This window comes from Streptomyces cadmiisoli (assembly GCF_003261055.1).
Lineage (GTDB): Bacteria > Actinomycetota > Actinomycetes > Streptomycetales > Streptomycetaceae > Streptomyces > Streptomyces cadmiisoli.
Map to the genome: position 1 here is coordinate 6,407,107 of NZ_CP030073.1, position 21,277 is coordinate 6,428,383.

The window sequence follows — 21,277 nt, forward strand, 5'->3', positions numbered from 1 at the left end:
TACGGCGTTGTCGGACCCGTCCGGCATACTCGACGGGTGAGCACGATTCCCGAGATCCGTACCCTGCCCGTGCCGGACGGTCTGGAGGGCGAGCGCGTCGACGCCGCCATCTCCCGCATGTTCGGCTTTTCCCGTACCAAGGCCGCGGAGCTCGCCGCGGCGGGCAAGGTGCTGGTCGACGGCACGGCGGTCGGCAAGTCCGAGCGCGTGAGCGGCGGGGCCTGGCTGGAGGTCGAGATGCCGCAGGAGGCCGCGCCGGTGCAGGTGGTGGCCGAGCCGGTCGAGGGCATGGAGATCGTGCACGACGACGACGACGTGGTCGTGATCGTCAAGCCGGTCGGAGTCGCGGCCCACCCGAGTCCGGGCTGGTCCGGGCCGACGGTCATCGGCGGACTCGCGGCGGCCGGGTACCGGATCTCGACGTCCGGCGCCGCCGAGCGCCAGGGCATCGTGCACCGTCTCGACGTCGGCACCTCGGGCCTGATGGTGGTCGCCAAGTCCGAGTACGCGTACACGTCGCTGAAGCGCCAGTTCAAGGAGCGCACGGTCGACAAGCGCTACCACACCCTGGTCCAGGGCCACCCCGACCCGACCAGCGGCACCATCGACGCGCCCATCGGCCGCCACCCCAACCACGACTACAAGTGGGCGGTCACGGCCGACGGCAAGCCGTCCGTCACGCACTACGACCTGATCGAGGCGTTCCGCGCGGCCTCCCTGCTCGACGTGAAGCTGGAGACCGGCCGCACCCACCAGATCCGCGTGCACATGGCCGCCCATCGCCACCCCTGCGTCGGCGACCTCACCTACGGCGCGGACCCCACGCTCGCCAAGCGGCTGCGGCTGACCCGGCAGTGGCTGCACGCCGTGCGCCTCGGCTTCGAGCACCCCGGGGACGGCCAGTGGGCGGAGTTCGCCTGCGACTACCCGGAGGACCTCCAGAAGGCCCTGGACCTGGTGCGCGAGGAGACCTACGGATGAGCGCCGCGGAGCTGACCTTCACGGTGCGCGTGGCCGAGGAGCCCGCCGACCGCGAGGCCTGCTTCGCGGTGCGCAAGGAGGTCTTCGTCGCCGAGCAGGGCGTCCCGCAGGACGTGGAGTACGACGCCTACGACGCGACCGCGCTGCACGTCCTGGCCCTGCGTGAGGACGGGCTGCCGCTCGGCACCGGGCGGCTGCTGTACGGCCCGGGCGCCGCGGCCAAGACCGGCGGTGATCCGGCGGTGGGGTCGCTGGGGCGGCTCGCGGTGACCAAGGAGGCCCGGGGGCTCGGAGTCGGCGTGGCGCTGGTGCGGGCCATCGAGGACGCGGCCCGCGCGCGCGGCCTGGCGGCCGTGGACCTGCACGCGCAGACGCACGCCCTCGGCTTCTACGAGCGCCTGGGGTACGAGGCGTACGGGCCGGAGTTCCCGGACGCCGGCATTCCGCACCGGTCGATGCGGCGCGCCCTGTAGCCGACGGCGCCGAACGGGCTGACGGGAAGGGCGCCGTGGCAGGCTGGAGATCCGCCGTGTGATCGACTCGCCACCGGAGCGCTGACCGTGGATCAGTTGGCCCTGCTGTTCGTGCTGTTGCTCGGGGCCGTGGTGAGTGTCCCGGTCGGGGACCGGCTGGGACTGCCCGCGCCGGTGCTGATGACCCTGCTGGGCATCGTGCTGGCGCTGCTCGAATTCGTGCCGAACGTCGACGTCCCGCCCGACCTGATCCTGCCGCTGCTGCTTCCGCCGCTGCTCTACGCCGCCGTCCGGCGCACCTCCTGGCGGCAGTTCGCGGCCAACAAACGCCCGATCTTCCTGCTGGCCGTGGCGCTGGTGTGCGTGACCACCGCATGTGTCGCCGCGGTCGCCCACTCGATCGTGCCGGGACTGCCGATCGCGGCGGCCGTGGCCCTCGGCGCCCTGGTGGCGCCGCCCGATCCGGTCGCGGCGACCGCCGTCGCCGGGCAGTTGGGGCTGCCCCGCCGGCTGGTGTCGATCCTGGAGGGCGAGGGGCTGTTCAACGACGTGACGGCCATCGTGCTTTACCACGTGGCGATCACCGCGGTGGTGACCGGGACCTTTTCGCCCTGGGAGGCCGGGCTCGACTTCGTGCTGTCGGCCGTGGTCGCGCTGGTGATCGGCCTGACGCTGGGCTGGGGGGCCAACAAGCTGCTGGACGTGCTCGGCGACGAGACCCTCCAGATCGGGCTCACCCTGCTGGTGCCCTACGCGTCCTACGTGCTGGCCGAGGAACTCCACGGGTCGGGGGTGCTCGCCGTGCTCGTCACCGCGCTGTTCCTCGCCGAGTACTCCGGCGATCCCGACGACGTCCTGATGCGGCTGGCCGGGCACACCTTCTGGAACATCGTCGACACCCTGGTCACCGGTGTCGCGTTCGGGCTGATCGGGCTGGAGCTGCACAACGCGATCGGGACGGCGTCCGGGCGGTGGGGCGAACTGCTCGGCTGGGCGGCGGCGGTCGCCGCGGTGGTCGTCGTGCTGCGGCTGGCGTACCTGCTGCCGGCGAGCTGGCTCACCCAGCGGCTGCACGCCCGGCGGGACTACGACGAGGAGATCCCGACGAGTTGGCGGGAGACCGTCGTGATGTGGTGGTCGGGGATGCGCGGGGTCGCCTCCGTGGCCCTGGCACTGGCCATTCCGCTGCGGACCGAGGACGGTGCGCCCTTTCCCGACCGGGACGAGATCGTGTTCATCGCGTTCGGCGTGATCATGGCGACGCTGGTGTTGCAGGGGCTGACTCTGCCGTGGCTGGTGAAGCGGCTCGGCGTGCGGGCCGACACCGAGGTCGAGGAGGAGTTCGAGCGGGCGCTGGCGGTGCGCGCGGCGAAGGCGGCGAAGCGGAGGCTGCGGGAGATCGAGGAGGTCGAGGACCTGCCGGAGGAGGTGTCCGAGCGGATGCTGCGGCGGGCCGTCGACATCGGCGTCCGGATCAGTCCGCGGCTGGCGGAGGACGAGCGGCGCGAGGGGCACGAGCAACGCACGCGCCGGCTGAAGAGGCTGCGGCGGATCGAACGGGACATGCTGAGCGCGGCGCGGCACGAGGTCCTGGCCGCGCGCCGGGAGCCGGGGGCGGATCCGGAGGTGGTGGACCGGGTGCTGCGCCACCTCGACGTGCGCAGTCTGCGGTGACCGCAGGCCCGTTCACCGCCCGCCTCCCGGGGGACGGGCGGTGAACGCCGGCGTCGGCCGCGTCAGCCGCGCTCCGGCCGCGGGGTCTCCACCGCCCGGCGCTGGGCACCGTCGGGGTGCCGCCGGTGCCCGTTCGAGCCGGGTGCGAGGACCGCGTCCGCGGTGTTGACCCGGGGCAGGGCGTACGGGTGGTGGCGGACCAGCCAGCCGATCATCTGCTCGCGGACCGTGACCCGCACCGTCCAGACGTCGTCCGCGTCCTTCGCGGTCACCACGGCCCGTACCTCGATGGTGTTGGGGGTGGAGTCGGTGACGTCCAGACCGTACTTGCGGCCGTCCCAGGCGGGGCACTCGCGCAGGATGTCGCGCAGCTTCTCGCGCATCGCCTCCAGCGGGGCGGAGTGGTCGAGGTGCCAGAGGACGACGCCGGTCATCTGCGGGGTGCCGCGCGACCAGTTCTCGAAGGGCTTGGACGTGAAGTACGAGACCGGCATGGTGATCCGGCGCTCGTCCCAGGTCCGCACCGTGAGATACGTCAGGGTGATCTCCTCCACCGTGCCCCACTCGCCGTCGACCACGACCGTGTCGCCGAGGCGCACCATGTCGCCGAACGCGATCTGGAATCCGGCGAACATGTTGCTCAGCGTGGACTGCGCCGCCACACCGGCGACGATGCCGAGGATGCCCGCCGAGGCCAGTAGCGAGGCGCCCGCCGCCCGCATCGCCGGGAACGTCAGCAGCATCGCGGCGATGGCGACCACGCCCACGACGGCCGCCACCACCCGCATGATGAGCGACACCTGGGTGCGCACCCGGCGGACCCGCGCCGGATCGCGCTGGGCGCGTGAGCTGGCGTAGCGCGAGTACGACGTCTCCACGACGGCCGCCGCGATCCGCACCACCAGCCACGCCGCCGATCCGATCAGGACCAGCGTCAGGGCGCGGCCGATGCCCACCCGGTGCTCCTGGAGCAGTCGCGCCGAGTCGTACGAGGCTCTCAGCAGCGCCGCGCAGATCACCAGCTGGTAGGGGATGCGGCCGCGGCGCAGCAGACCCCACAGCTGGGTCTCCTCGTGCCGTGCGTCGGCCTTGCGCAACAGCAGATCGGTGGCCCAGCCGATGAGCAGCGTGAGCACCACCGAGCCGCCTACGACGATGAGCGGTCGGAGTATGTTCTCCATGCCTTCGAACGTAACCGGCCCCGGGCGGCCCTGAACATGTGAATTCCGCGGCTTCCCGGGTAATGACCGGCCCTGCGCCGTCGTACCCGGCTGGCACCATGGCCCCATGAACATCGTGCTGTTTCACTCGGCCTTCGGCCTCAGGCCAGCGGTGCGCGCCGCGGCGGACCGGCTGCGCTCGGCCGGTCACGAGGTGTGGACGCCGGACCTCTTCGCCGGGCGGACGTTCGAGACGGTCGAGGAGGGCATGGCCTTCCACGACGGGATCGGCAAGGACGAACTGCTGAAGCGGGCCGTCCTGGCCGCGGCGCCCTATTCCGAACGGGGGCTGGTGTACGCCGGGTTCTCACTGGGCGCCTCCGTCGCGCAGACCCTCGCGCTCGGCGACGACAAGGCACGCGGTCTGCTGCTCCTGCACGGCACCTCGGACCTCGCGCCGAACGCCGAGGCCGACGACCTCCCCGTCCAGCTGCACGTGGCCGAGCCGGACCCGTTCGAGACGGACGACTGGCTGAGCGCCTGGTATCTCCAGATGCGCAGAGCCGGGGCGGACGTGGAGATCCACCGGTACGCCGGGGCGGGTCATCTGTACACGGACCCCGATCTGCCGGACTACGACGCGGAGGCGGCCGAGGCCACCTGGCGGGTGGCGCTCGGCTTCCTCGACAGCCTGTAAGCGGCGGTTATACGGGGTCGTAGGTCCGCTCGACCTTCTGCGTACCGCTGCGGGTGCGGTACGACCGGCTCCAGGACGATGTCGCGTCCGCCCGCGTCCGGTCGGACAGGACGTAGTAGTCCATCTGGGCGCGGTCGGTGGTGATGTCCAGGACGCCGTAGCCGTGGCGGTCGGTGTCGACCCAGTGGACGTGCCGGTTGGCCGCGCGGATGAGCGGAGCGGCGACGGCGGAGACGGTGCCCTGGGGGACGTTCACCAGGTCGTCGAGGTTGTCCGAGGTCACCGACGTGACGACGAACTCCGTGGCGGCCGAGGCGGACAGCGGGTACGTCCCGGCGTTCACCGGCACGTCGTTGGCCCACGCCATGTGGATGTCGCCGGTGAGGAAGACGGTGTTGCGGATCGCGTTCGAGCGCAGGTGGGCGAGGAGTTCGCGCCGGTCGTCGGTGTAGCCGTCCCACTGGTCGGTGTTGAGGGCGAGACCCTCCCGGGGCAGGCCGAGCAGCTCGGCGAGCGGCTTCAGCAGTTCCGCGGAGAGCGAGCCGATGGCGAACGGCGAGATCATCACCGAGTTGCCGACCAGCCGCCAGGTGGTGTCGGACCGCACCAGCCCGGTCTTCAGCCAGTCGAGCTGGGCGCGTCCGGTGAGCGTGCGGTCCGGGTCGTCGACGTCGCCGTCGCCGAGCGCGGCCTACTGCGAGCGGAACGAGCGCAGGTCCAGCAGGGAGAGATCGGCGAGCTTGCCGAAGCGCAGCCGGCGGTAGGTGGTGCCGGCGACGGCCGGCCGGACCGGCATCCACTCGAAGTAGGCCTGCTTGGCGGCGCTCTGGCGTGCGGCCCAGGGGCCCTCGGCGCCCTCGGTGTGGTTCTCGGCGCCGCCCGACCATGCGTCGTTGGCTATCTCGTGGTCGTCCCAGATGGCGACGACCGGCGCGGCGGCGTGCAGCGCCTGGAGGTCCGGGTCCGTCTTGTACCGGCCGTGCCGGACGCGGTAGTCGGCGAGGGTGACGATCTCGTGGGCGGGGGCGTGCGGTCGGACCACGCGGCCGCGGGTGCCGTACTCCCCGGTGCCGTACTCGTAGATGTAGTCGCCCAGGTGCAGCCAGGCGTCCAGGTCGCCGCGGGTCGCGAGGTGGCGGTACGCGGCGAAGTGGCCGGCCTCCCAGTTGGCGCAGGAGACCACGCCGAACCGCAGGCCCGGCACGGCCGCGTCGGCGGCGGGGGCGGTGCGCGTGCGGGCCGCGGGGGAGTCGGTGCCGCCCGAGGAGAAGCGGAACCAGTAGTCGGTGGCGGGCGCCAGACCGCGGATGTCCGCCTTGACGGTGTGGTCGCCGGCCGCCGTCGCCGTGGTGGAGCCCTCGGCGACGACCTGGGTGAAGGCGCTGTCCCGGGCCACCACCCAGCTCACCCGGACGTCGGGGCCGAGCCCGGAGCCGGGTACGGCGTCCGCCGCGGGCGTCACGCGGGTCCACAGCAGGATGCCGTCCGGGAGCGGGTCGCCGGAGGCGACACCGTGCAGGAAGGCGGGGGCCTCGGAGGCCGCGCGGGCGGGCAGGGCGCCGGCCAGCGGAGCGGCCAGGACGGCGCCGGCGGCGGCCGCCTTGACGACCGAACGGCGGCGCGGTGCGGGCGAGTTGGCGCTGTCGGGGGATCTGTGTCGTCTGGTCACGAGCGATCAGGTTACTGATCGGTACACGCCAGAGCGGGCGAACCGTGGAAAGTTCGCCCGCTCTTTCGCGCGTCGTCGACCCGCGCTCCCCGTGAGGTCGCGTGCCGGGGCCGGACCGGCACGGGCGGCCGTCAGCCCTTGAGGGCCCCGTCGACCGCCGTGTTGAAGTCGGCCACCGTCATCGGCGGGTTGCCGCCGGAGGTGGTCAGCATCTTGCCGTCCATGACGAAGCTCGGGGTGCCGCTCACCCCGTCCTTGTTGGTGTCGAAGGTCTTCGACATCGCCAGTGCCCAGGCGTCGTAGGTGCCGTTCTCCACCGCCTTCTGGAACTTCGCGTTGCCCTTCAGGGCCGGGACGGAGTCCGCGATGTCGATGAGGTAGTCGTCGCCCTTGAACTTGTCCTCGGACTCCTGGGGGTGCCACTTCGCCGAGTACAGGGCGGTCTTGTAGTCGAGGAAGGCCTCCGGGCTGACGTTCAGCGCGGCGCCCAGGGCGCTCATCGCGCTCTTGGAGCCCTCGCCGTTGCTGCCGATCTCGCCCTTGTCCAGGGAGTCGCCGTCGAGGAAGGTGCCGCCCACGAACTGGATCTTGTACTTGCCCGCCTCGACGTCCTTCTCGACGGTCGAGCCGACCGTCTGCTCGAACGAGGCGCAGACCGGGCAGCGCGGGTCCTCGTAGACCTTGAGGGTCTTCGGCGCGCTGTCCTTGCCGATGACGACGGTGGTGCCGTCGGTGCCCGTGGTGTTCGCCGGGGCGACGACCTTGTCGTCCTTCAGCGCCTCCCAGTGGCTGGGCTTGTTCGCCTGGACGACGGCGTAGCCTATGCCGCCCGCCGCGGCGAGGACGCCGACCACGGTGGCCGCGACGGTGATCTGCCGCTTGGTCCTGGCGCGCTTGGCCTCGCGCTCGCGCTCCTGACGCAGCCGCTCCCGGGCCGCCGACTTCGACGACTGGCTGTTCCGCTTGCTCATGGTGGTGATCTCCCTGTGGAGCCGCGCACGCTCGTACGCGGTGTGAGTGTGTGGGTGGGCCGTGCTCGGACGCCGGCACCGGGGCGAAGGAAGGCTTCGCTCAGGCGACGGCGGCGCGGCACGGCGGTCCACGCCGTCCCAGGGAGTGGGTGAGGAGGAGGTCGCGGGCGGCGGCGGTGCGCCGGGCGGGCCGGGGCGGCCGGGGGGCCGCGGCGGTCGGCCGCACCGTGACGGCGGCCACCGCGAGCAGCAGCGGCCGGAAGGTGGTCGCGGCCGTGGCGCCCAGCAGCTGGGCCAGCGCCCGCTCACCGCGGCTCAGCCAGGCGGCGGCCAGCAGCCCGACCCCGACGTGCGCGCCGAGCAGCAGCCAGGCGGTCTCCGGGTGGGCGTGCGCGAGCAGGCCGGCGACCCGGTCCGTGCCGGTGCCGCCGGCGATACGCGCCAGCGGGGTGCCCACCTCGCCGCCGCACAGCACGTCCAGGCCGACCGAGCGCAGCGGGCCCGCGACCGGGCCGCCCGCCCGGCCGTAGCAGGCGTGCTGGCCCGCGGTGAACACCGTGTCGGCGGCCAGTTCCAGGGGGATCAGCAGGGCGGCGATCCGTCCGAAACCGCGCTCACGGCCGGCCAGCGCGTAGGAGATGACGAACACGGCGGCGGCGATGGCCGCCACCGTGCCCATCGGAAGCGGGGCCTGGGACAGCAGCACGTGCGCGGCGGTGCTGAGGGTCACGACCACGGCCGTGAACAGCGCCGCACGCACGGCTCTGAGCTGGGTCCCGGATATGTCCATAGCGGGGAGAGTGTGTCACGGAGGCCCGTAAGGGACTCCTAAAGGGAGCCTGTGGGGCGGGTCACGGGGCCGTCCTCGGCCAGGGGCCGGGGCGCGTTCACAGCCCGGGGATCCTGCCGTTGCGGAACAGGTCGACGAAGATCTGGTGGTCGGCACGCGCGCGTGCGCCGTAGCTGTGGGCGAAGTCGACCAGCAGCGGCGCCAGGCCCTCCTCGTCGGAGGCGATGGCGGCGTCGATGGCCCGCTCCGTGGAGAACGGCACCAGCTCCGAGTGGCCGCTGTCGTCGTCGGCCGCGGCGTGCATCGTGGCAGTGGCCCGGCCCAGGTCGGCGACGACCGCCGCGATCTCCTCCAGGTCGTCGATGTCGCCCCAGTCGAGGTCGACGGCGTACGGCGAGACCTCGGCGACCAGCTGGCCCGCGCCGTCCAGCTCGGTCCAGCCGAGCCACGGGTCGGCGTGCGCCTGGAGGGCGCGCTGGGAGATGACCGTGCGGTGGCCCTCGTGCTGGAAGTAGTCCCGGATCGCCGGGTCGGTGATGTGCCGGGAGACGGCCGGCGTCTGGGCCTGCTTGACGTAGATCACCACGTCGTTCTCGAGGGCGTCGCTGTTGCCCTCCAGCAGGATGTTGTACGAGGGCAGACCGGCCGAGCCGATGCCGATCCCGCGGCGGCCGACCACGTCCTTGACCCGGTAGGAGTCGGGCCGGGCCAGGGAGGCCTCCGGCAGCGTCTCCAGATAGCCGTCGAAGGCGGCCAGCACCTTGTAGCGCGTGGCGGCGTCGAGCTCGATGGAGCCGCCACCGGGGGCGAAGCGGCGCTCGAAGTCCCGGATCTCGGTCATCGAGTCCAGCAGTCCGAAGCGGGTCAGCGAGCGGGCGTCGCGCAGCGCGTCGAGCAGCGGGCCCTCGGCGGTGTCCAGCGTGAAGGGCGGCACCTCGTCGCTCTTGGCGCCGGTGGCCAGGGAGTGGATGCGCTCGCGGTAGGCGGCGGCGTAGACCCGCACCAGCTCGGTGATCTGGTCGTCGCTGAGCGCCTTGGCGTAGCCGATGAGGGCGATCGAGGCGGAGAAGCGCTTGAGGTCCCAGGTGAAGGGGCCGACGTAGGCCTCGTCGAAGTCGTTGACGTTGAAGATCAGGCGGCCGGTGGCGTCCATGTAGGTGCCGAAGTTCTCCGCGTGCAGGTCGCCGTGGATCCACACGCGCGAGGTGCGCTCGTCCAGGTACGGGCCGCCCCGCTTCTCCGCGTCCAGGTCGTGGTAGAAGAGACCCGCCGTGCCCCGGTAGAAGGCGAAGGCCGAGGCGGCCATCTTCCGGAACTTCACCCGGAACGCGGCCGGGTCGGCGGCGAGCAGCTCGCCGAAGGCGGTGTCGAAGACGGCGAGGATCTCCTCGCCGCGTTGCTCGTCGTTGAGCTGCGGGAACGACATCGCTGAGTGCCTCCTGGTGCGGGGGTGGTGCGTGACCTGTGGGACGGATGGTCCATACCCGAGGGGCGGAGCGTCCGTCACCTTGCAACGTTCGACGGTACGCGGGAGTGCCCGCGGATTGTCAGTGCCGAGGCATAGACTTCGACGCTGTCCCCCGGACTGTCCGCAGCCTGTCGGAACCCCGTCGACGTCTGTTCGCCTTGGAGGCCGCAACCGTGTCAAAGCCGCCGTTCACGCACCTGCACGTCCACACCCAGTACTCGCTGCTGGACGGTGCCGCGCGGCTGAAGGACATGTTCAACGCGTGCAACGAGATGGGCATGACCCACATCGCCATGTCCGACCACGGCAACCTGCACGGGGCGTACGACTTCTTCCACACCGCGAAGAAGGCCGGCGTCACGCCGATCATCGGCATCGAGGCGTACGTCGCCCCGGAGTCCCGGCGCAACAAGCGCAAGATCCAGTGGGGCCAGCCGCACCAGAAGCGGGACGACGTCTCCGGTTCGGGTGGTTACACCCACAAGACGATGTGGGCCGTGAACCGGACCGGCCTGCACAACCTCTTCCGCCTCTCCTCCGACGCGTACGCCGAGGGCTGGCTCCAGAAGTGGCCCCGGATGGACAAGGAGACCATCTCGCAGTGGTCCGAGGGCATCGTCGCCTCCACCGGCTGCCCCTCCGGCGAGGTGCAGACACGGCTGCGCCTCGGCCACTTCGACGAGGCCCTGAAGGCCGCCGCCGACTACCAGGACATCTTCGGCAAGGACCGCTACTTCCTGGAGCTGATGGACCACGGCATCGAGATCGAGCGCCGGGTCCGCGACGGATTGCTGGAGATCGGCAAGAAGCTCGGCATCCCGCCGCTGGTCACCAACGACTCGCACTACACGTACGCGCACGAGGCGGGCGCGCACGACGCCCTGCTGTGCATCCAGACCGGCAAGAACCTCTCCGACCCGGACCGCTTCAAGTTCGACGGCACCGGCTACTACCTGAAGTCGACGGACGAGATGTACGCCATCGACTCCTCGGACGCCTGGCAGGAGGGCTGCGCCAACACCCTCCTGATCGCCGAGATGGTGGACACCACCGGCATGTTCGAGGCCAAGAACCTCATGCCCCGTTTCGACATCCCCGAGGGCTACTCCGAGGTCACCTGGTTCAAGGAGGAGGTCCGCCGCGGCATGGAGCGCCGCTTCTCCGGCGACATCCCCGAGGACCGCCAGAAGCAGGCCGACTACGAGATGGACGTCATCATCTCGATGGGCTTCCCCGGCTACTTCCTCGTCGTCGCCGACTTCATCATGTGGGCGAAGAAGAACGGCATCGCGGTCGGCCCCGGCCGAGGCTCCGCGGCCGGCTCGATCGTGGCGTACGCCATGGGCATCACCGACCTCGACCCCATCCCGCACGGCCTGATCTTCGAGCGGTTCCTCAACCCCGAGCGCGTCTCGATGCCCGACGTCGACATCGACTTCGACGAGCGCAGGCGCGCCGAGGTGATCCGCTACGTGACCGAGAAGTACGGCGCCGACAAGGTCGCCCAGATCGGCACCTACGGCACCATCAAGGCCAAGAACGCGATCAAGGACTCCGCGCGCGTCCTGGGCTACCCGTACGCGATGGGCGACCGCCTCACCAAGGCCATGCCGCCGGACGTCCTCGGCAAGGGCATCCCGCTCTCCGGCATCACCGACCCGCAGCACCCGCGCTACTCGGAGGCGGGCGAGATCCGGGGGATGTACGAGAACGAGCCCGACGTCAAGAAGGTGATCGACACCGCCAAGGGCGTCGAGGGCCTGGTCCGGCAGATGGGTGTGCACGCGGCCGGCGTGATCATGTCCAGCGAGACCATCACGGACCACGTCCCCGTCTGGGTCCGGCACAGCGACGGTGTGACCATCACGCAGTGGGACTACCCGAGCTGCGAGTCGCTCGGCCTGCTGAAGATGGACTTCCTCGGGCTGCGCAACCTGACGATCATGGACGACGCCGTCAAGATGGTGAAGTCCAACAAGGGCATCGACATCGACCTGCTGTCGCTGCCGCTGGACGACCCGACGACCTTCGATCTGCTCCAGCGCGGCGACACCCTCGGCGTGTTCCAGTTCGACGGCGGCCCGATGCGCTCCCTGCTCCGGCTGATGAAGCCGGACAACTTCGAGGACATCTCCGCCGTGTCGGCCCTGTACCGGCCGGGCCCGATGGGCATGAACTCGCACACGAACTACGCCCTGCGCAAGAACGGCCAGCAGGAGATCACGCCGATCCACCCGGACCTGGAGGCTCCCCTCAAGGAGGTCCTGGACGTCACCTACGGCCTGATCGTCTACCAGGAGCAGGTGCAGAAGGCCGCCCAGATCATCGCGGGCTACTCGCTCGGCGAGGCCGACATCCTCCGCCGCGTGATGGGCAAGAAGAAGCCCGAGGAACTGGAGAAGAACTTCGTCATCTTCCAGGGCGGCGCCCGCAAGAACGGCTACAGCGACGCGGCGATCCAGGCCCTGTGGGACGTGCTGGTCCCGTTCGCCGGCTACGCGTTCAACAAGGCCCACTCGGCCGCGTACGGCCTGGTCTCGTACTGGACCGCGTACCTCAAGGCGAACCACCCGGCCGAGTACATGGCCGCGCTGCTGACCTCCGTCAAGGACGACAAGGACAAGTCGGCGATCTATCTCAACGAGTGCCGCCGCATGGGCATCCGCGTGCTCCCCCCGAACGTCAACGAGTCCGAGGCGAACTTCGCCGCGCAGGGCGACGACGTGATCCTGTTCGGCCTGTCCGCGGTGCGCAACGTCGGCACCAACGTGGTCGAGTCGATCATCAAGTGCCGCAAGTCCAAGGGGAAGTACGTCTCGTTCCCGGACTATCTCGACAAGGTCGAGGCGGTCGTCTGCAACAAGCGGACCACGGAGTCGCTGATCAAGGCCGGCGCCTTCGACTCGATGGGCCACACCCGCAAGGGCCTCACCGCACAGTACGAACCGATGATCGACAACGTGGTCGCGGTCAAGCGCAAGGAGGCCGAGGGGCAGTTCGACCTCTTCGGCGGCATGGGCGAGGAGGAGAGCAGCGAGCCCGGCTTCGGGCTCGACGTCACCTTCGGCGAGGACGAGTGGGACAAGACGTATCTGCTCGCCCAGGAGCGCGAGATGCTCGGCCTGTACGTCTCCGACCATCCGCTTTTCGGACTGGAGCACGTGCTGTCCGACAAGGCGGACGCGGGCATCGCGCAGCTCACCGGCGGTGAGCACGCGGACGGCGCGGTCGTCACCATCGGCGGCATCATCTCGGGCCTGCAGCGCAAGATGACCAAGCAGGGCAACGCGTGGGCGATCGCCACCGTGGAGGACCTCGCGGGCTCCATCGAGTGCATGTTCTTCCCGGCCACCTACCAGCTGGTGTCGACCCAACTCGTCGAGGACGCGGTGGTGTTCGTCAAGGGACGGCTGGACAAGCGCGAGGACGTGCCGCGCCTGGTCGCGATGGAGCTGATGGTCCCCGACCTGTCCAACGCGGGCACCAACGCGCCGGTGGTCCTCACCATCCCGGCCACCAGGGTCACTCCGCCCATGGTCAGCCGCCTCGGCGAGATCCTCAGCCACCACAAGGGCGACAGCGAGGTCCGGATCAAGCTCCAGGGTCCGACGAGGACGACCGTCCTGCGCCTCGACCGGCACCGGGTCAAGCCGGATCCGGCGCTGTTCGGCGACCTGAAGGTGCTTCTCGGCCCGTCCTGCCTGGCCGGCTGAGGCGGGCGGGAGTCGTGTGCGAGGGGCGCATCCGATCATCGTGATGCGCCCCTCGTCATGTGCCTGGGCCGCAACAGCCCGTCATGCAGATGTCAGTTGTGGCCGAAGCGCTTCTGCCGGCCCTTGCGTGCCATGTCGCCGGGGGTCGCCTGCGGGCCGCTCTGGTCGGCCTGCGGCTCCATCGAGGAGCGCTCCGTCCGCGACTGCTCACGCTCGGACTGCGGCTGCTTTCGGTCACGATTCTTGTTCTTGGCCATGGTGATGCCTCCTGTGGGGGATCTAGGGGCCAGGGCCGCGACCAGATTCACATAGGCCGATAACGATCGCATTTCGGATAATTACCGTGTGTGACAGGGGTTGTCGCCGAACGGATCCCCGAAACGCCACGCCGAAGATCGAGTTCGGGCCGTTAACGCACGCACGGTCGGGCAGACTCGAAGCAAGCCCGAAGCAAACCTCCCGGGAAGAGGGTGAGTCGTGTGGACCGCTGCATCGTCCTGGTGGACGCCGGGTATCTGCTGGGGGCCGCCGCGAGTCTCCTCGCGGGAGAGCCCTCCAGGTCCCGTATCACCGTCGACCACGCCGCCCTCATCCACGGCCTGCGAGAACGCGCGGAAGCGGACACGGAGCGGCCTCTGCTGCGCATCTACTGGTTCGACGGCGCCCCCGACCGCGTCCCGCAGCCCGAGCACCGCAGGCTGCGCGTGATGCCCAGGGTCACCGTCCGGCTCGGCGCGCTCACCCGCAGTGACGGCCGCTGGAACCAGAAGGGCGTCGACGCCGCGATGCACGCCGAGCTGACCGAACTGGCGCGCAACCGCGCCTGCTCGGACGTCGTGCTGGTCACCGGCGACGGCGATCTGCTGCCGGGCATGATGGCGGCCAAGGAGCACGGGGTCGCCGTGCACCTGTGGGCCGTGCAGGCCGCCGACGGCGACTACAACCAGTCCGAGGACCTGGTCGCCGAGGCCGACGAGCGGCGGGTGCTCGACCGGGTGTGGATCACCAAGGCGGTACGCGCCAAGGAGACGGGCGGGATCTGCGCGCCACCGCCCGCGCCGCGCCCCGAGATCGCCGCGATCCTGTCCGCGCCGCTGCCCGAGGCCTCGCTCGGCACGGCGGCCGAGCGGCCCGCCGAGGAGCCGCCGCCGCACGCCGCGCCGGCCGCCGCGCGCAATGGCGTCGAGGAGCGGGTGCCGACGGCCAAGGGCGTCCCGACGCCGAAGGACCTCGCCGCACTGCGCGCCCCCGGCAGCCAGCCCGCCCCGCATCCCGCCTCCGCGACCCTGCGCTGGTCCTCCGACAAGGGCTGGGTGGACCGGCCCGGCGTGGCCGCCGAGCCGCCCGAGGTCGCCTCGATGCCGACGCTGGCGCAGCTCACCACGGCCGAGCAGCGCTGGGCCGACCGGGAGGAGGACATCACCACGGTCGGCGGCGACCCCTACGAGGTCGGTCAGGTGTTCGCCCGCCGCTGGATGTCCCGGCTCGGGGACCAGGGCCACTTCCAGAAGCTGTCCGGGATGTATCCGCGCATTCCGCACCGGATCGACGGCGAGCTGCTGAGGTACGCCGCCCGGTTCGGTCTGCTCGCGCACAAGGACGACCAGATCGACGAGCACGACCGGTACGCGATCCGGGCCGGCTTCTGGCGCGAGGTCGACGTGCGGACGGCCGCGGAGCACGCGCAGGCGGGGGAGTAGCGCCCACTACGGCCGGGTGTGGCCGGAATGGGGTGTTCCGGTGGATCTGGGCGCCGAGGCCGCCCCGGGCGCGGGTCGGGCCCGCGGACCCCGTAGTCTCGTCCCTTGTGAGTACGCGCGCGGCACAGGGCTTCCGGGACAGTGGTGAGGTCGTGTGCGCGGTGCGCGGGCTGACCAAGACCTACCCCGCGGTCCGGGCCCGGCGCGGCACCCCGGCCACCCCGGAGGTGCGGGCCACCGACGACGTGGGCCTGGACGTGCGGCGGGGCGAGATCTTCGGGCTGCTCGGACCGAACGGAGCCGGCAAGTCCACCCTCGTGCGGCAGCTCACCGGGCTGATGCGGCCCGATCGCGGCAGCGTCGAGATCCTCGGGCACGACATCGTCCGCCACCCGGAGCGGGCCTCGCGGCTGCTCGCCTTCCTCGGGCAGGAGTCCACCGCCCTCGACGAGCTGACCGTCTCGCTCGCGGCCGAGACCACCGGACGCCTGCGCGGGCTGGACGCCCGCACGGCGCGCGCCGAGCGGGACTCCGTCCTGGACGAGCTGGGGCTGACCGAACTCGCCGGACGGCCGCTGAAGAAGCTGTCCGGCGGGCAGCGGCGGCTGGCCTGTGTCGCCGCCGCACTGGTGGGGGAGCGGCCGCTGCTCGTCCTCGACGAGCCGACCGCGGCCATGGACCCGATGGCCCGGCGGGCGGTGTGGTCCGCCGTCGACCGGCGGCGCGCCGAACGCGGCACGACCGTGGTGCTGGTCACCCACAACGTCATCGAGGCCGAGACCGTGCTCGACCGGGTCGCCGTCCTGGACCAGGGACGGGTGATCGCCTGCGACTCGCCCGCCGGGCTCAAGGAACAGGTCGCCGGCGAGGTGCGGGTGGAGCTGGTGTGGCGGGAGCGGGCGCCGCTGGACGTGCCCGAGGTGGCCGCGCTGCGGGACCGGGCCGTGGAGTCCGGACGCCGCTGGACGCTGCGGCTGGCCCCCGAGGAGGCCCGTGCGGTCGTCTCCACGGTCACCGGCGGGGCAGCCTTCGCCGCCCTGGACGACTTCACCCTGGCCACGCCGAGCCTGGAGGACGTGTACATGGCGCTGGGCGGCGCCACCGGGCAGGGACTGGTGAAGGCGTGAGCGAGCAGGCCGCCGGTGCGTCGGTCTTGAGCGGAGGGGCCGCCGTATCCGTACGGAACAGTACGACCGCCGAAGTGAACCCCGAACGAGGGAGCAGCGCGACGTGAGTGCCGTACCCGCAGAGGTTCTGCCGGGCAGTGCCCTGGCCGTGGACGGTCCGGCCGGGGGTGCGGCCGAGCTCGCGCCGCCGGCTCGGCTGTGGCCGTCGCTCGCGGCCGTGTACCGGGCCCAGCTGTCCCGGGCGCGGGTGGCGCGGATTCCGCTGCTGTTCGTGGCGACCTTCCAGTCCGTCGGCATCATGATCATGATGCGCGGGGTGGTGGACGGCGGGACCGAGGCGCACTCGGTGGTGGCCGGCTCGTCGATCGTGGTCGTCGCCTTCGTCGCGCTGAACCTCCTCGCGCAGTACTTCGGCCAGCTCCGTGCCACGGGCGGGCTCGACCACTACGCCACGCTGCCCGTGCCGCCCGCCGCGGTGGTGCTCGGGGCGGCGGGCGCGTACGCCTCGTTCACCGTGCCGGGGACGCTGGTGACGGCGGTCTTCGGCTGTGTGCTGTTCGGGCTGCCGCTGACCAACCTGTGGGTTCTGCTCATCGTCATCCCGCTCGCCGGCGCCGCCCTCGCCGGCGTCGGCGCGGCCTGCGGGCTGCTCGCGTCCCGCCAGGAACTGGCGACACTGCTCGGGCAGTTGGGCATGTCGGCGGCGCTGCTGCTGGGCGTGCTGCCGCCGGAGCGGATGCCGGAGATCGTACGGCTGCTGCGTGATCTGCTGCCCTCGACGTACGGGGTGGAGGCCTACGCGCGGACCTTCTCCGGCAGCCCCGACTGGGCCGTCGTCGCCGCCGACCTGGCCGTCTGCGCGGGGGTCGGAGTGATCTCGCTGGGGGTCGCCACCTGGGCCTACCGCCGGGCCGCCGTCCGATGACGCGTCGCCCGGACGGGCCTGGCACGATGTCAGGGTGACAGCACCGTTGACACCGCCCCCGCCGCCGCACGAACAGTCCGCGCACAGCGCGTGGCCGCCTCCTCCCGGCGGGTCCGGACACCTGGTCGGCACGCCCGATCAGGTGTCTCACGGAACCGAGGATCAGGACGGTCCCGGGATGAAGACCGAGGTGCGCGAGGCCGCCGTGATCACGGTGGTCGTGGCGCTCTGCGGTGTGCTGCTCGGGGTCCTGTGGTGCTGGCTCGCCCCGCGGGTGCCGGTGGTCGGCGAGGTGGTCGAGGACACCTGGGTCGTCTACCTCAAGGACAGCGAGGGTGAGCAGTCGGTCGGTGTCGACGGCACGTTCACACTGCTTGCGGCGGCGTTCGGGGTCGTGAGCGCGTTCGTGGTCTTCCTGCTGCGGCGGCGCGGGGGCGTGCCGCTGGTGGTGGCGCTGGGGCTCGGGGGTCTGCTCGGATCCCTGCTCGCCTGGCGGGTGGGCGTCTGGCTCGGCCCCGCGCAGGACGTGGTGGCGCACGCCCGGGAGGTGGGCAAGGGCGTGACCTTCTCGGCGCCGCTGCGGCTGAGCGCGAAGGGTGCCCTGCTCACCTGGTCCCTGGTGGGACTGCTGGTGCACCTGGGACTGACGGCGTTGTTCGGCCCCCGGGATCCGGAGCCGCTGGGACACGGGCCGTACGGGGAGGCCCGCCCCTAGGTTCCCGGGTGACCGACGTCGGAAACGGGTCGGAGCGGTCGTGCGGTGCTGTCAGGCCGGGCGCCGGCCGTGGTTCGCCCGGCGTTTGCGGATCCGCCACTTGCGCTTGCGCGTCTTCTTCGACATGCCTTCCCTGCTTAACCGAGGAAGGCCCCGCCGTCGAGAGGTCACGCACGCCCGATCGGCGCCAGGGCGGCCCCGGTCAGCTCGGCCAGGTCGTGCGGCGACAGCTCGACCTCCAGACCCCGGCGGCCGGCCGAGACGCAGATCGTGGAGTGCGCAGCGGCGGACGCGTCCAGCACCGTCGGGAGCTTCTTGCGCTGGCCCAGCGGGGAGATGCCGCCCCGTACGTATCCCGTGGTGCGCTCCGCGAGGGACGGGTCGGCCATCGTGGCCCGCTTGCCGCCCACCGCCGCCGCCAGGGCCTTCAGGTCCAGCGAACCGGCCACCGGGACCACGGCCACCGTCAGCCTGCCGTCGACGTCCGCCACCAGGGTCTTGAAGACGCGCTCCGGCGACACCCCCATGGCCTCGGCCGCCTCCTCGCCGTACGACGGATGGCCGGGGTCGTGATCGTAGGCGTGGATCGTGTGGTCCACGCCCGCGGCCGTCAGCGCCACCGTCGCGGGCGTGCCGCCGGACTGCTGCTGCTTCTTCGACTTCTTCGCCATCCCGGTCTGTCCCAAGGGTCGTGCGTCGGCCGACGAACCCCGGGCGAGGCGCGTCCGGTGCGTTCGTCAGTTGAGGCTCGTCGGGCCGCGCGTCAGTTCCGACGCGGGCAGTGACGGCAGGTTACGGATGATGGCCGTCTCGGAGCGAAGGAGTTTCAGTTCGTCGCGCAGCCGGGACGCGGTGTCCGGCGCCTGGAGCAGCCGCTGCTTGGTCGGGACGTCGAGCATCATCGCCGCCGCCACCAGGTAGGACACCACGGACGGCTCGTCCGGCAGGTCCCCGCCGGTGGTCAGGGACCGCTCCCGCGCTCCCGCCAGCCGCTTCTGGTACTGGCGGAACTGACGCAGCACGCCCTCCGCCAGCGCGCCCGCCTCGTCGCCCGGCTCCTCCGGCAGCTCCTCCAGCTCGGCCGTCAGATACGGGCCCGAGGCGTCCACCGACCCCAGCCGTACCCGGGTGGTGCCGGTGGCCAGCACCTCGAACGTGCCGTCGGCCCGCTCCCGGATCGTCGCCGCGTCGGCCACGCAGCCGACGGCGTGGAAGGCGTTCGCCGGGTCGGTGCCGAAGCCGGCCGAGGGACCCCGCTCGGGCACGGCCGTCGGGTCGGGCATGCCCGGCGCGCTCGGTGCCACCTCGTGGCCGTCGCGGATCGCCACGACCGCGAAGCGGCGCGGTTCGTCCTCGGGGGTCTTCGCGAGCGTGCGCATCATGGCGCGATAACGCTCCTCGAAGACGTTCAACGGGAGGACGAGTCCCGGGAACAACACCGAGTTCAGGGGGAAGAGCGGCAGCCGGACGGTGGTCACGTCGCAAGAGCCTAATGGGCGCCGCGCCACCCGTGTCCGCCCGCCCGCCCGGCCGCCCGCCGGGGCGGTCAGCCGCGCCGCAGCAGCCGGGTCGCCCCCGCCGCCACCGTGGTCGCCAGAATCCAGCCCAGAAGGATGAGTGCCGCGGCCAGCCACTGCCTGCGGCCGTGCAGTTGCCACAGGCCGACCTGGCCCAGATCGACGACCGGCAGCAGCAGATCCAGCGCGAACAGGGCCGGGTTCCAGGGCGGCTCCCCGATGTTCCCGCCGGTCTGCGGCCGCCCGGCGCGGGCGAAGGCGATCGAGCCCGCCGCCCACAGCACCGCCATCCACACCGCGGCACGCCCCGGCCGGTACCCGTAGGCCACCGTCCAGTCCTGGGCGTACCCCCAGAGCTTGGCGGCCGGCGGCAGGGTCTCGCGGCGGCGGCGCTGCTTGGCGAGCAGCACCTCGCGGGCGTCCTCGTCCTCACCGCCGGCCCGCAGGACGGCGGCCAGGCGCTCGTACGGCTCGGGGTGGTACTCGGCGGTGGCCGCGGCGACCCAGGCGAGGCGCTCGGTCAGCGGGAACGGGCCCTGCGGCACCAGGTTCTCGTAGGCGAAGCCGGGCATGTGCAGATTGCCGGGGCCGGGCCAGCTGCCCGCCCGGTCGACCAGATTGACGATCCGCGCGCCCGACAGCACCACCTTGCCGCGCTGCGGACGCTCCCCCAGGAAGCGCAGCTCCGGCACCTGGACGCGGCGCAGCGACAGCTCCTGCTCGTCGGTGAAGGCGAAGCGGGCGCGTTCGAAGTCGACCGCGTCGCCGAACCGGCCGTCGTCCAGCCGCACCCCGCCCTGGCACTCGAACCGCTGGATCCGGGTGCCGCGCGCCGGCGTCGTGCCGCTGAGCTGGGTGCCGCCGACCGCCGCCGGGCTGAGGTACAGGGTGCGCTCGACGGTCAGCTGGGGCGCGTTCAGGGCGAGGCGCGTGTACGGGTTGCGCAGCCGGGCGCCGCGCAGGCTGAGCGAGACGCCGACCTGCGCGCTGCGCAGACTCACCTCGCCGAACGACTCCAGCATCTCGGCCTGGAGGTCCTGGCCGACCGTCATGCCGTCCGCGGCGATGGAGCGGCCGGTGCGGTCGCGGTACACGACGGCCTGGTTGAGCAGCAGGTCCGTGCCGATGTGCGCGTCGGTCAGCCGGATCCCGTTGTGGAAGCGGCAGCGCGGCAGATGCAGATCGCCCTCGGTGTGCACCCGGGCCGCCTCCAGCCGGGGCACCGAGCAGTTCACCAGCCGTACGGTCGTGAACCGGGCCTCCGGCAGGAGGACCTCCCGCTCGAAGCGGCAGCCCTGCAACTCGACGTACGGCGCGACCGAGCCGCCCGCGAGGTCCAGGCTGCCGCTGACGTGCACTCCGATCAGCTTCAGCGCGGCCACCCGGCCCGCGAGGGCGGGCGGCCCGTCCAGGAGCAGCCAGCACACGATGCGCGCCCGCACGGTCCGGGCGGGCCCCCAGGGGTGCCCGCCGTGCGGGTCGTCGACGGCGCCGTCCCCGCTGCGCAGGTCGTACACGCTGCCGTTGCGGAAGGCCTGCCACATGCCTGCCTCGGCGGCGGTCAGATCGTCCGGCAGGTCCCCGTCCCGGATGCCGGCCCCCTCGGTCACGGTGGTCCCTTCCTCCTCTGCTACCAGTGAGTTCGTACAACCGTTCATGCCCGCTGAGTGATGGTTCGAACGCGGAAAGTGAAGGCG

At 71.8% G+C, this 21,277-nt stretch carries 17 protein-coding genes and 1 pseudogene; 9 read left to right on the plus strand and 9 right to left on the minus strand.

Features of this window, described 5'->3' with window-relative positions:
* Nucleotides 1-36: 36 nt before the first annotated feature.
* The 3 genes from DN051_RS28045 (at nt 37) to DN051_RS28055 (ending at nt 3,128) form a co-directional block, all read left to right on the plus strand.
* Nucleotides 37-981, plus strand: a complete 945-nt coding sequence (locus DN051_RS28045; RefSeq protein WP_053764057.1) for an RluA family pseudouridine synthase — start codon at nt 37-39, stop codon at nt 979-981.
* A complete protein-coding gene (locus DN051_RS28050; protein ID WP_053764058.1) occupies nt 978-1,454 on the plus strand; it encodes a GNAT family N-acetyltransferase in 477 nt (158 codons plus the stop codon). Before DN051_RS28045 ends, DN051_RS28050 begins: the two co-directional genes overlap by 4 nt.
* An 87-nt stretch (nt 1,455-1,541) precedes the next feature.
* Complete coding sequence (locus DN051_RS28055) at nt 1,542-3,128, plus strand: Na+/H+ antiporter (RefSeq protein ID WP_053764059.1); 1,587 nt, start codon at nt 1,542-1,544, stop codon at nt 3,126-3,128.
* Between the two features lie 62 nt (nt 3,129-3,190).
* On the opposite strand, the gene DN051_RS28060 is transcribed toward DN051_RS28055, so the two are convergent.
* A complete protein-coding gene (locus tag DN051_RS28060) occupies nt 3,191-4,309 on the minus strand; it encodes a mechanosensitive ion channel family protein (RefSeq protein WP_053764060.1) in 1,119 nt (372 codons plus the stop codon).
* A 106-nt stretch (nt 4,310-4,415) separates the two neighbouring features.
* Here DN051_RS28060 and DN051_RS28065 point away from each other — a divergent pair, with 106 nt between their 5' ends.
* Entirely contained in the window at nt 4,416-4,985 is a 570-nt protein-coding gene (locus DN051_RS28065) for a dienelactone hydrolase family protein (protein ID WP_112439732.1), read from the plus strand.
* Between the two features lie 7 nt (nt 4,986-4,992).
* Here the strand turns inward: DN051_RS28065 and DN051_RS28070 are convergent.
* The 4 genes and pseudogenes from DN051_RS28070 to DN051_RS28085 form a co-directional block, all read right to left on the minus strand.
* Nucleotides 4,993-6,654 (minus strand): annotated as a pseudogene (locus DN051_RS28070) (alkaline phosphatase D family protein).
* A gap of 131 nt (nt 6,655-6,785) precedes the next feature.
* Entirely contained in the window at nt 6,786-7,625 is an 840-nt protein-coding gene (locus tag DN051_RS28075; protein ID WP_112439733.1) for a thioredoxin domain-containing protein, read from the minus strand.
* Nucleotides 7,626-7,725: 100 nt separating this feature from the next.
* On the minus strand, nt 7,726-8,415 hold the full coding sequence (locus DN051_RS28080) for a hypothetical protein (protein WP_053764064.1): 690 nt from the start codon (nt 8,413-8,415) through the stop codon (nt 7,726-7,728).
* Between the two features lie 97 nt (nt 8,416-8,512).
* Nucleotides 8,513-9,841, minus strand: coding sequence for a DUF2252 domain-containing protein (locus DN051_RS28085; RefSeq protein ID WP_053764065.1), 1,329 nt, complete (start codon nt 9,839-9,841; stop codon nt 8,513-8,515).
* 215 nt (nt 9,842-10,056) lie between these two features.
* Between DN051_RS28085 and dnaE the strand changes: the two genes are divergently transcribed.
* The gene (gene dnaE / locus DN051_RS28090) at nt 10,057-13,596 is read left to right on the plus strand and encodes a DNA polymerase III subunit alpha (protein ID WP_112439734.1); all 3,540 of its coding nucleotides are present in this window, start codon (nt 10,057-10,059) and stop codon (nt 13,594-13,596) included.
* Nucleotides 13,597-13,688: 92 nt separating this feature from the next.
* On the opposite strand, the gene DN051_RS45910 is transcribed toward dnaE, so the two are convergent.
* Nucleotides 13,689-13,853 carry a hypothetical protein gene (locus DN051_RS45910; RefSeq protein ID WP_199314697.1) on the minus strand — a complete coding sequence of 55 codons (165 nt, stop codon included), beginning with the start codon at nt 13,851-13,853 and terminating at the stop codon, nt 13,689-13,691.
* Between the two features lie 222 nt (nt 13,854-14,075).
* Here DN051_RS45910 and DN051_RS28095 point away from each other — a divergent pair, with 222 nt between their 5' ends.
* The 4 genes from DN051_RS28095 to DN051_RS28110 all read left to right on the plus strand — a co-directional run bounded on the left by DN051_RS28095 (nt 14,076) and on the right by DN051_RS28110 (nt 18,063).
* Complete coding sequence (locus tag DN051_RS28095) at nt 14,076-15,296, plus strand: NYN domain-containing protein (protein WP_053764067.1); 1,221 nt, start codon at nt 14,076-14,078, stop codon at nt 15,294-15,296.
* 152 nt (nt 15,297-15,448) lie between these two features.
* Nucleotides 15,449-16,423, plus strand: a complete 975-nt coding sequence (locus DN051_RS28100) for an ABC transporter ATP-binding protein (protein WP_053764068.1) — start codon at nt 15,449-15,451, stop codon at nt 16,421-16,423.
* A gap of 103 nt (nt 16,424-16,526) precedes the next feature.
* Complete coding sequence (locus DN051_RS28105) at nt 16,527-17,348, plus strand: ABC transporter permease (RefSeq protein ID WP_053764069.1); 822 nt, start codon at nt 16,527-16,529, stop codon at nt 17,346-17,348.
* A gap of 34 nt (nt 17,349-17,382) precedes the next feature.
* Nucleotides 17,383-18,063 (plus strand): DUF2567 domain-containing protein, encoded by a 681-nt coding sequence (locus DN051_RS28110; RefSeq protein ID WP_112439735.1) that lies wholly within the window; start codon nt 17,383-17,385, stop codon nt 18,061-18,063.
* Nucleotides 18,064-18,230: 167 nt separating this feature from the next.
* Here the strand turns inward: DN051_RS28110 and ybaK are convergent, their stop codons facing one another.
* The 3 genes from ybaK to DN051_RS28125 form a co-directional block, all read right to left on the minus strand.
* Nucleotides 18,231-18,734 (minus strand): Cys-tRNA(Pro) deacylase, encoded by a 504-nt coding sequence (ybaK, locus tag DN051_RS28115; protein WP_053764071.1) that lies wholly within the window; start codon nt 18,732-18,734, stop codon nt 18,231-18,233.
* 66 nt (nt 18,735-18,800) lie between these two features.
* Nucleotides 18,801-19,541 carry an LON peptidase substrate-binding domain-containing protein gene (locus tag DN051_RS28120; protein WP_053764072.1) on the minus strand — a complete coding sequence of 247 codons (741 nt, stop codon included), beginning with the start codon at nt 19,539-19,541 and terminating at the stop codon, nt 18,801-18,803.
* A gap of 68 nt (nt 19,542-19,609) precedes the next feature.
* Nucleotides 19,610-21,190, minus strand: a complete 1,581-nt coding sequence (locus DN051_RS28125; RefSeq protein ID WP_112439736.1) for an oxidoreductase — start codon at nt 21,188-21,190, stop codon at nt 19,610-19,612.
* Between the last annotated feature and the right edge of the window lie 87 nt (nt 21,191-21,277).

Coding starts and splice junctions, on each gene's coding strand:
- DN051_RS28050 (WP_053764058.1), top strand. CDS start 978: ATGAGCGCCGCGGAGCTGACCTTCACGGTGCGCGTGGCCGAGGAGCCC.
- DN051_RS28085 (WP_053764065.1), bottom strand. CDS start 9,841: ATGTCGTTCCCGCAGCTCAACGACGAGCAACGCGGCGAGGAGATCCTC.
- DN051_RS28065 (WP_112439732.1), top strand. CDS start 4,416: ATGAACATCGTGCTGTTTCACTCGGCCTTCGGCCTCAGGCCAGCGGTG.
- ybaK (WP_053764071.1), bottom strand. CDS start 18,734: ATGGCGAAGAAGTCGAAGAAGCAGCAGCAGTCCGGCGGCACGCCCGCG.
- DN051_RS28075 (WP_112439733.1), bottom strand. CDS start 7,625: ATGAGCAAGCGGAACAGCCAGTCGTCGAAGTCGGCGGCCCGGGAGCGG.
- DN051_RS28080 (WP_053764064.1), bottom strand. CDS start 8,415: ATGGACATATCCGGGACCCAGCTCAGAGCCGTGCGTGCGGCGCTGTTC.
- DN051_RS45910 (WP_199314697.1), bottom strand. CDS start 13,853: ATGGCCAAGAACAAGAATCGTGACCGAAAGCAGCCGCAGTCCGAGCGT.
- DN051_RS28060 (WP_053764060.1), bottom strand. CDS start 4,309: ATGGAGAACATACTCCGACCGCTCATCGTCGTAGGCGGCTCGGTGGTG.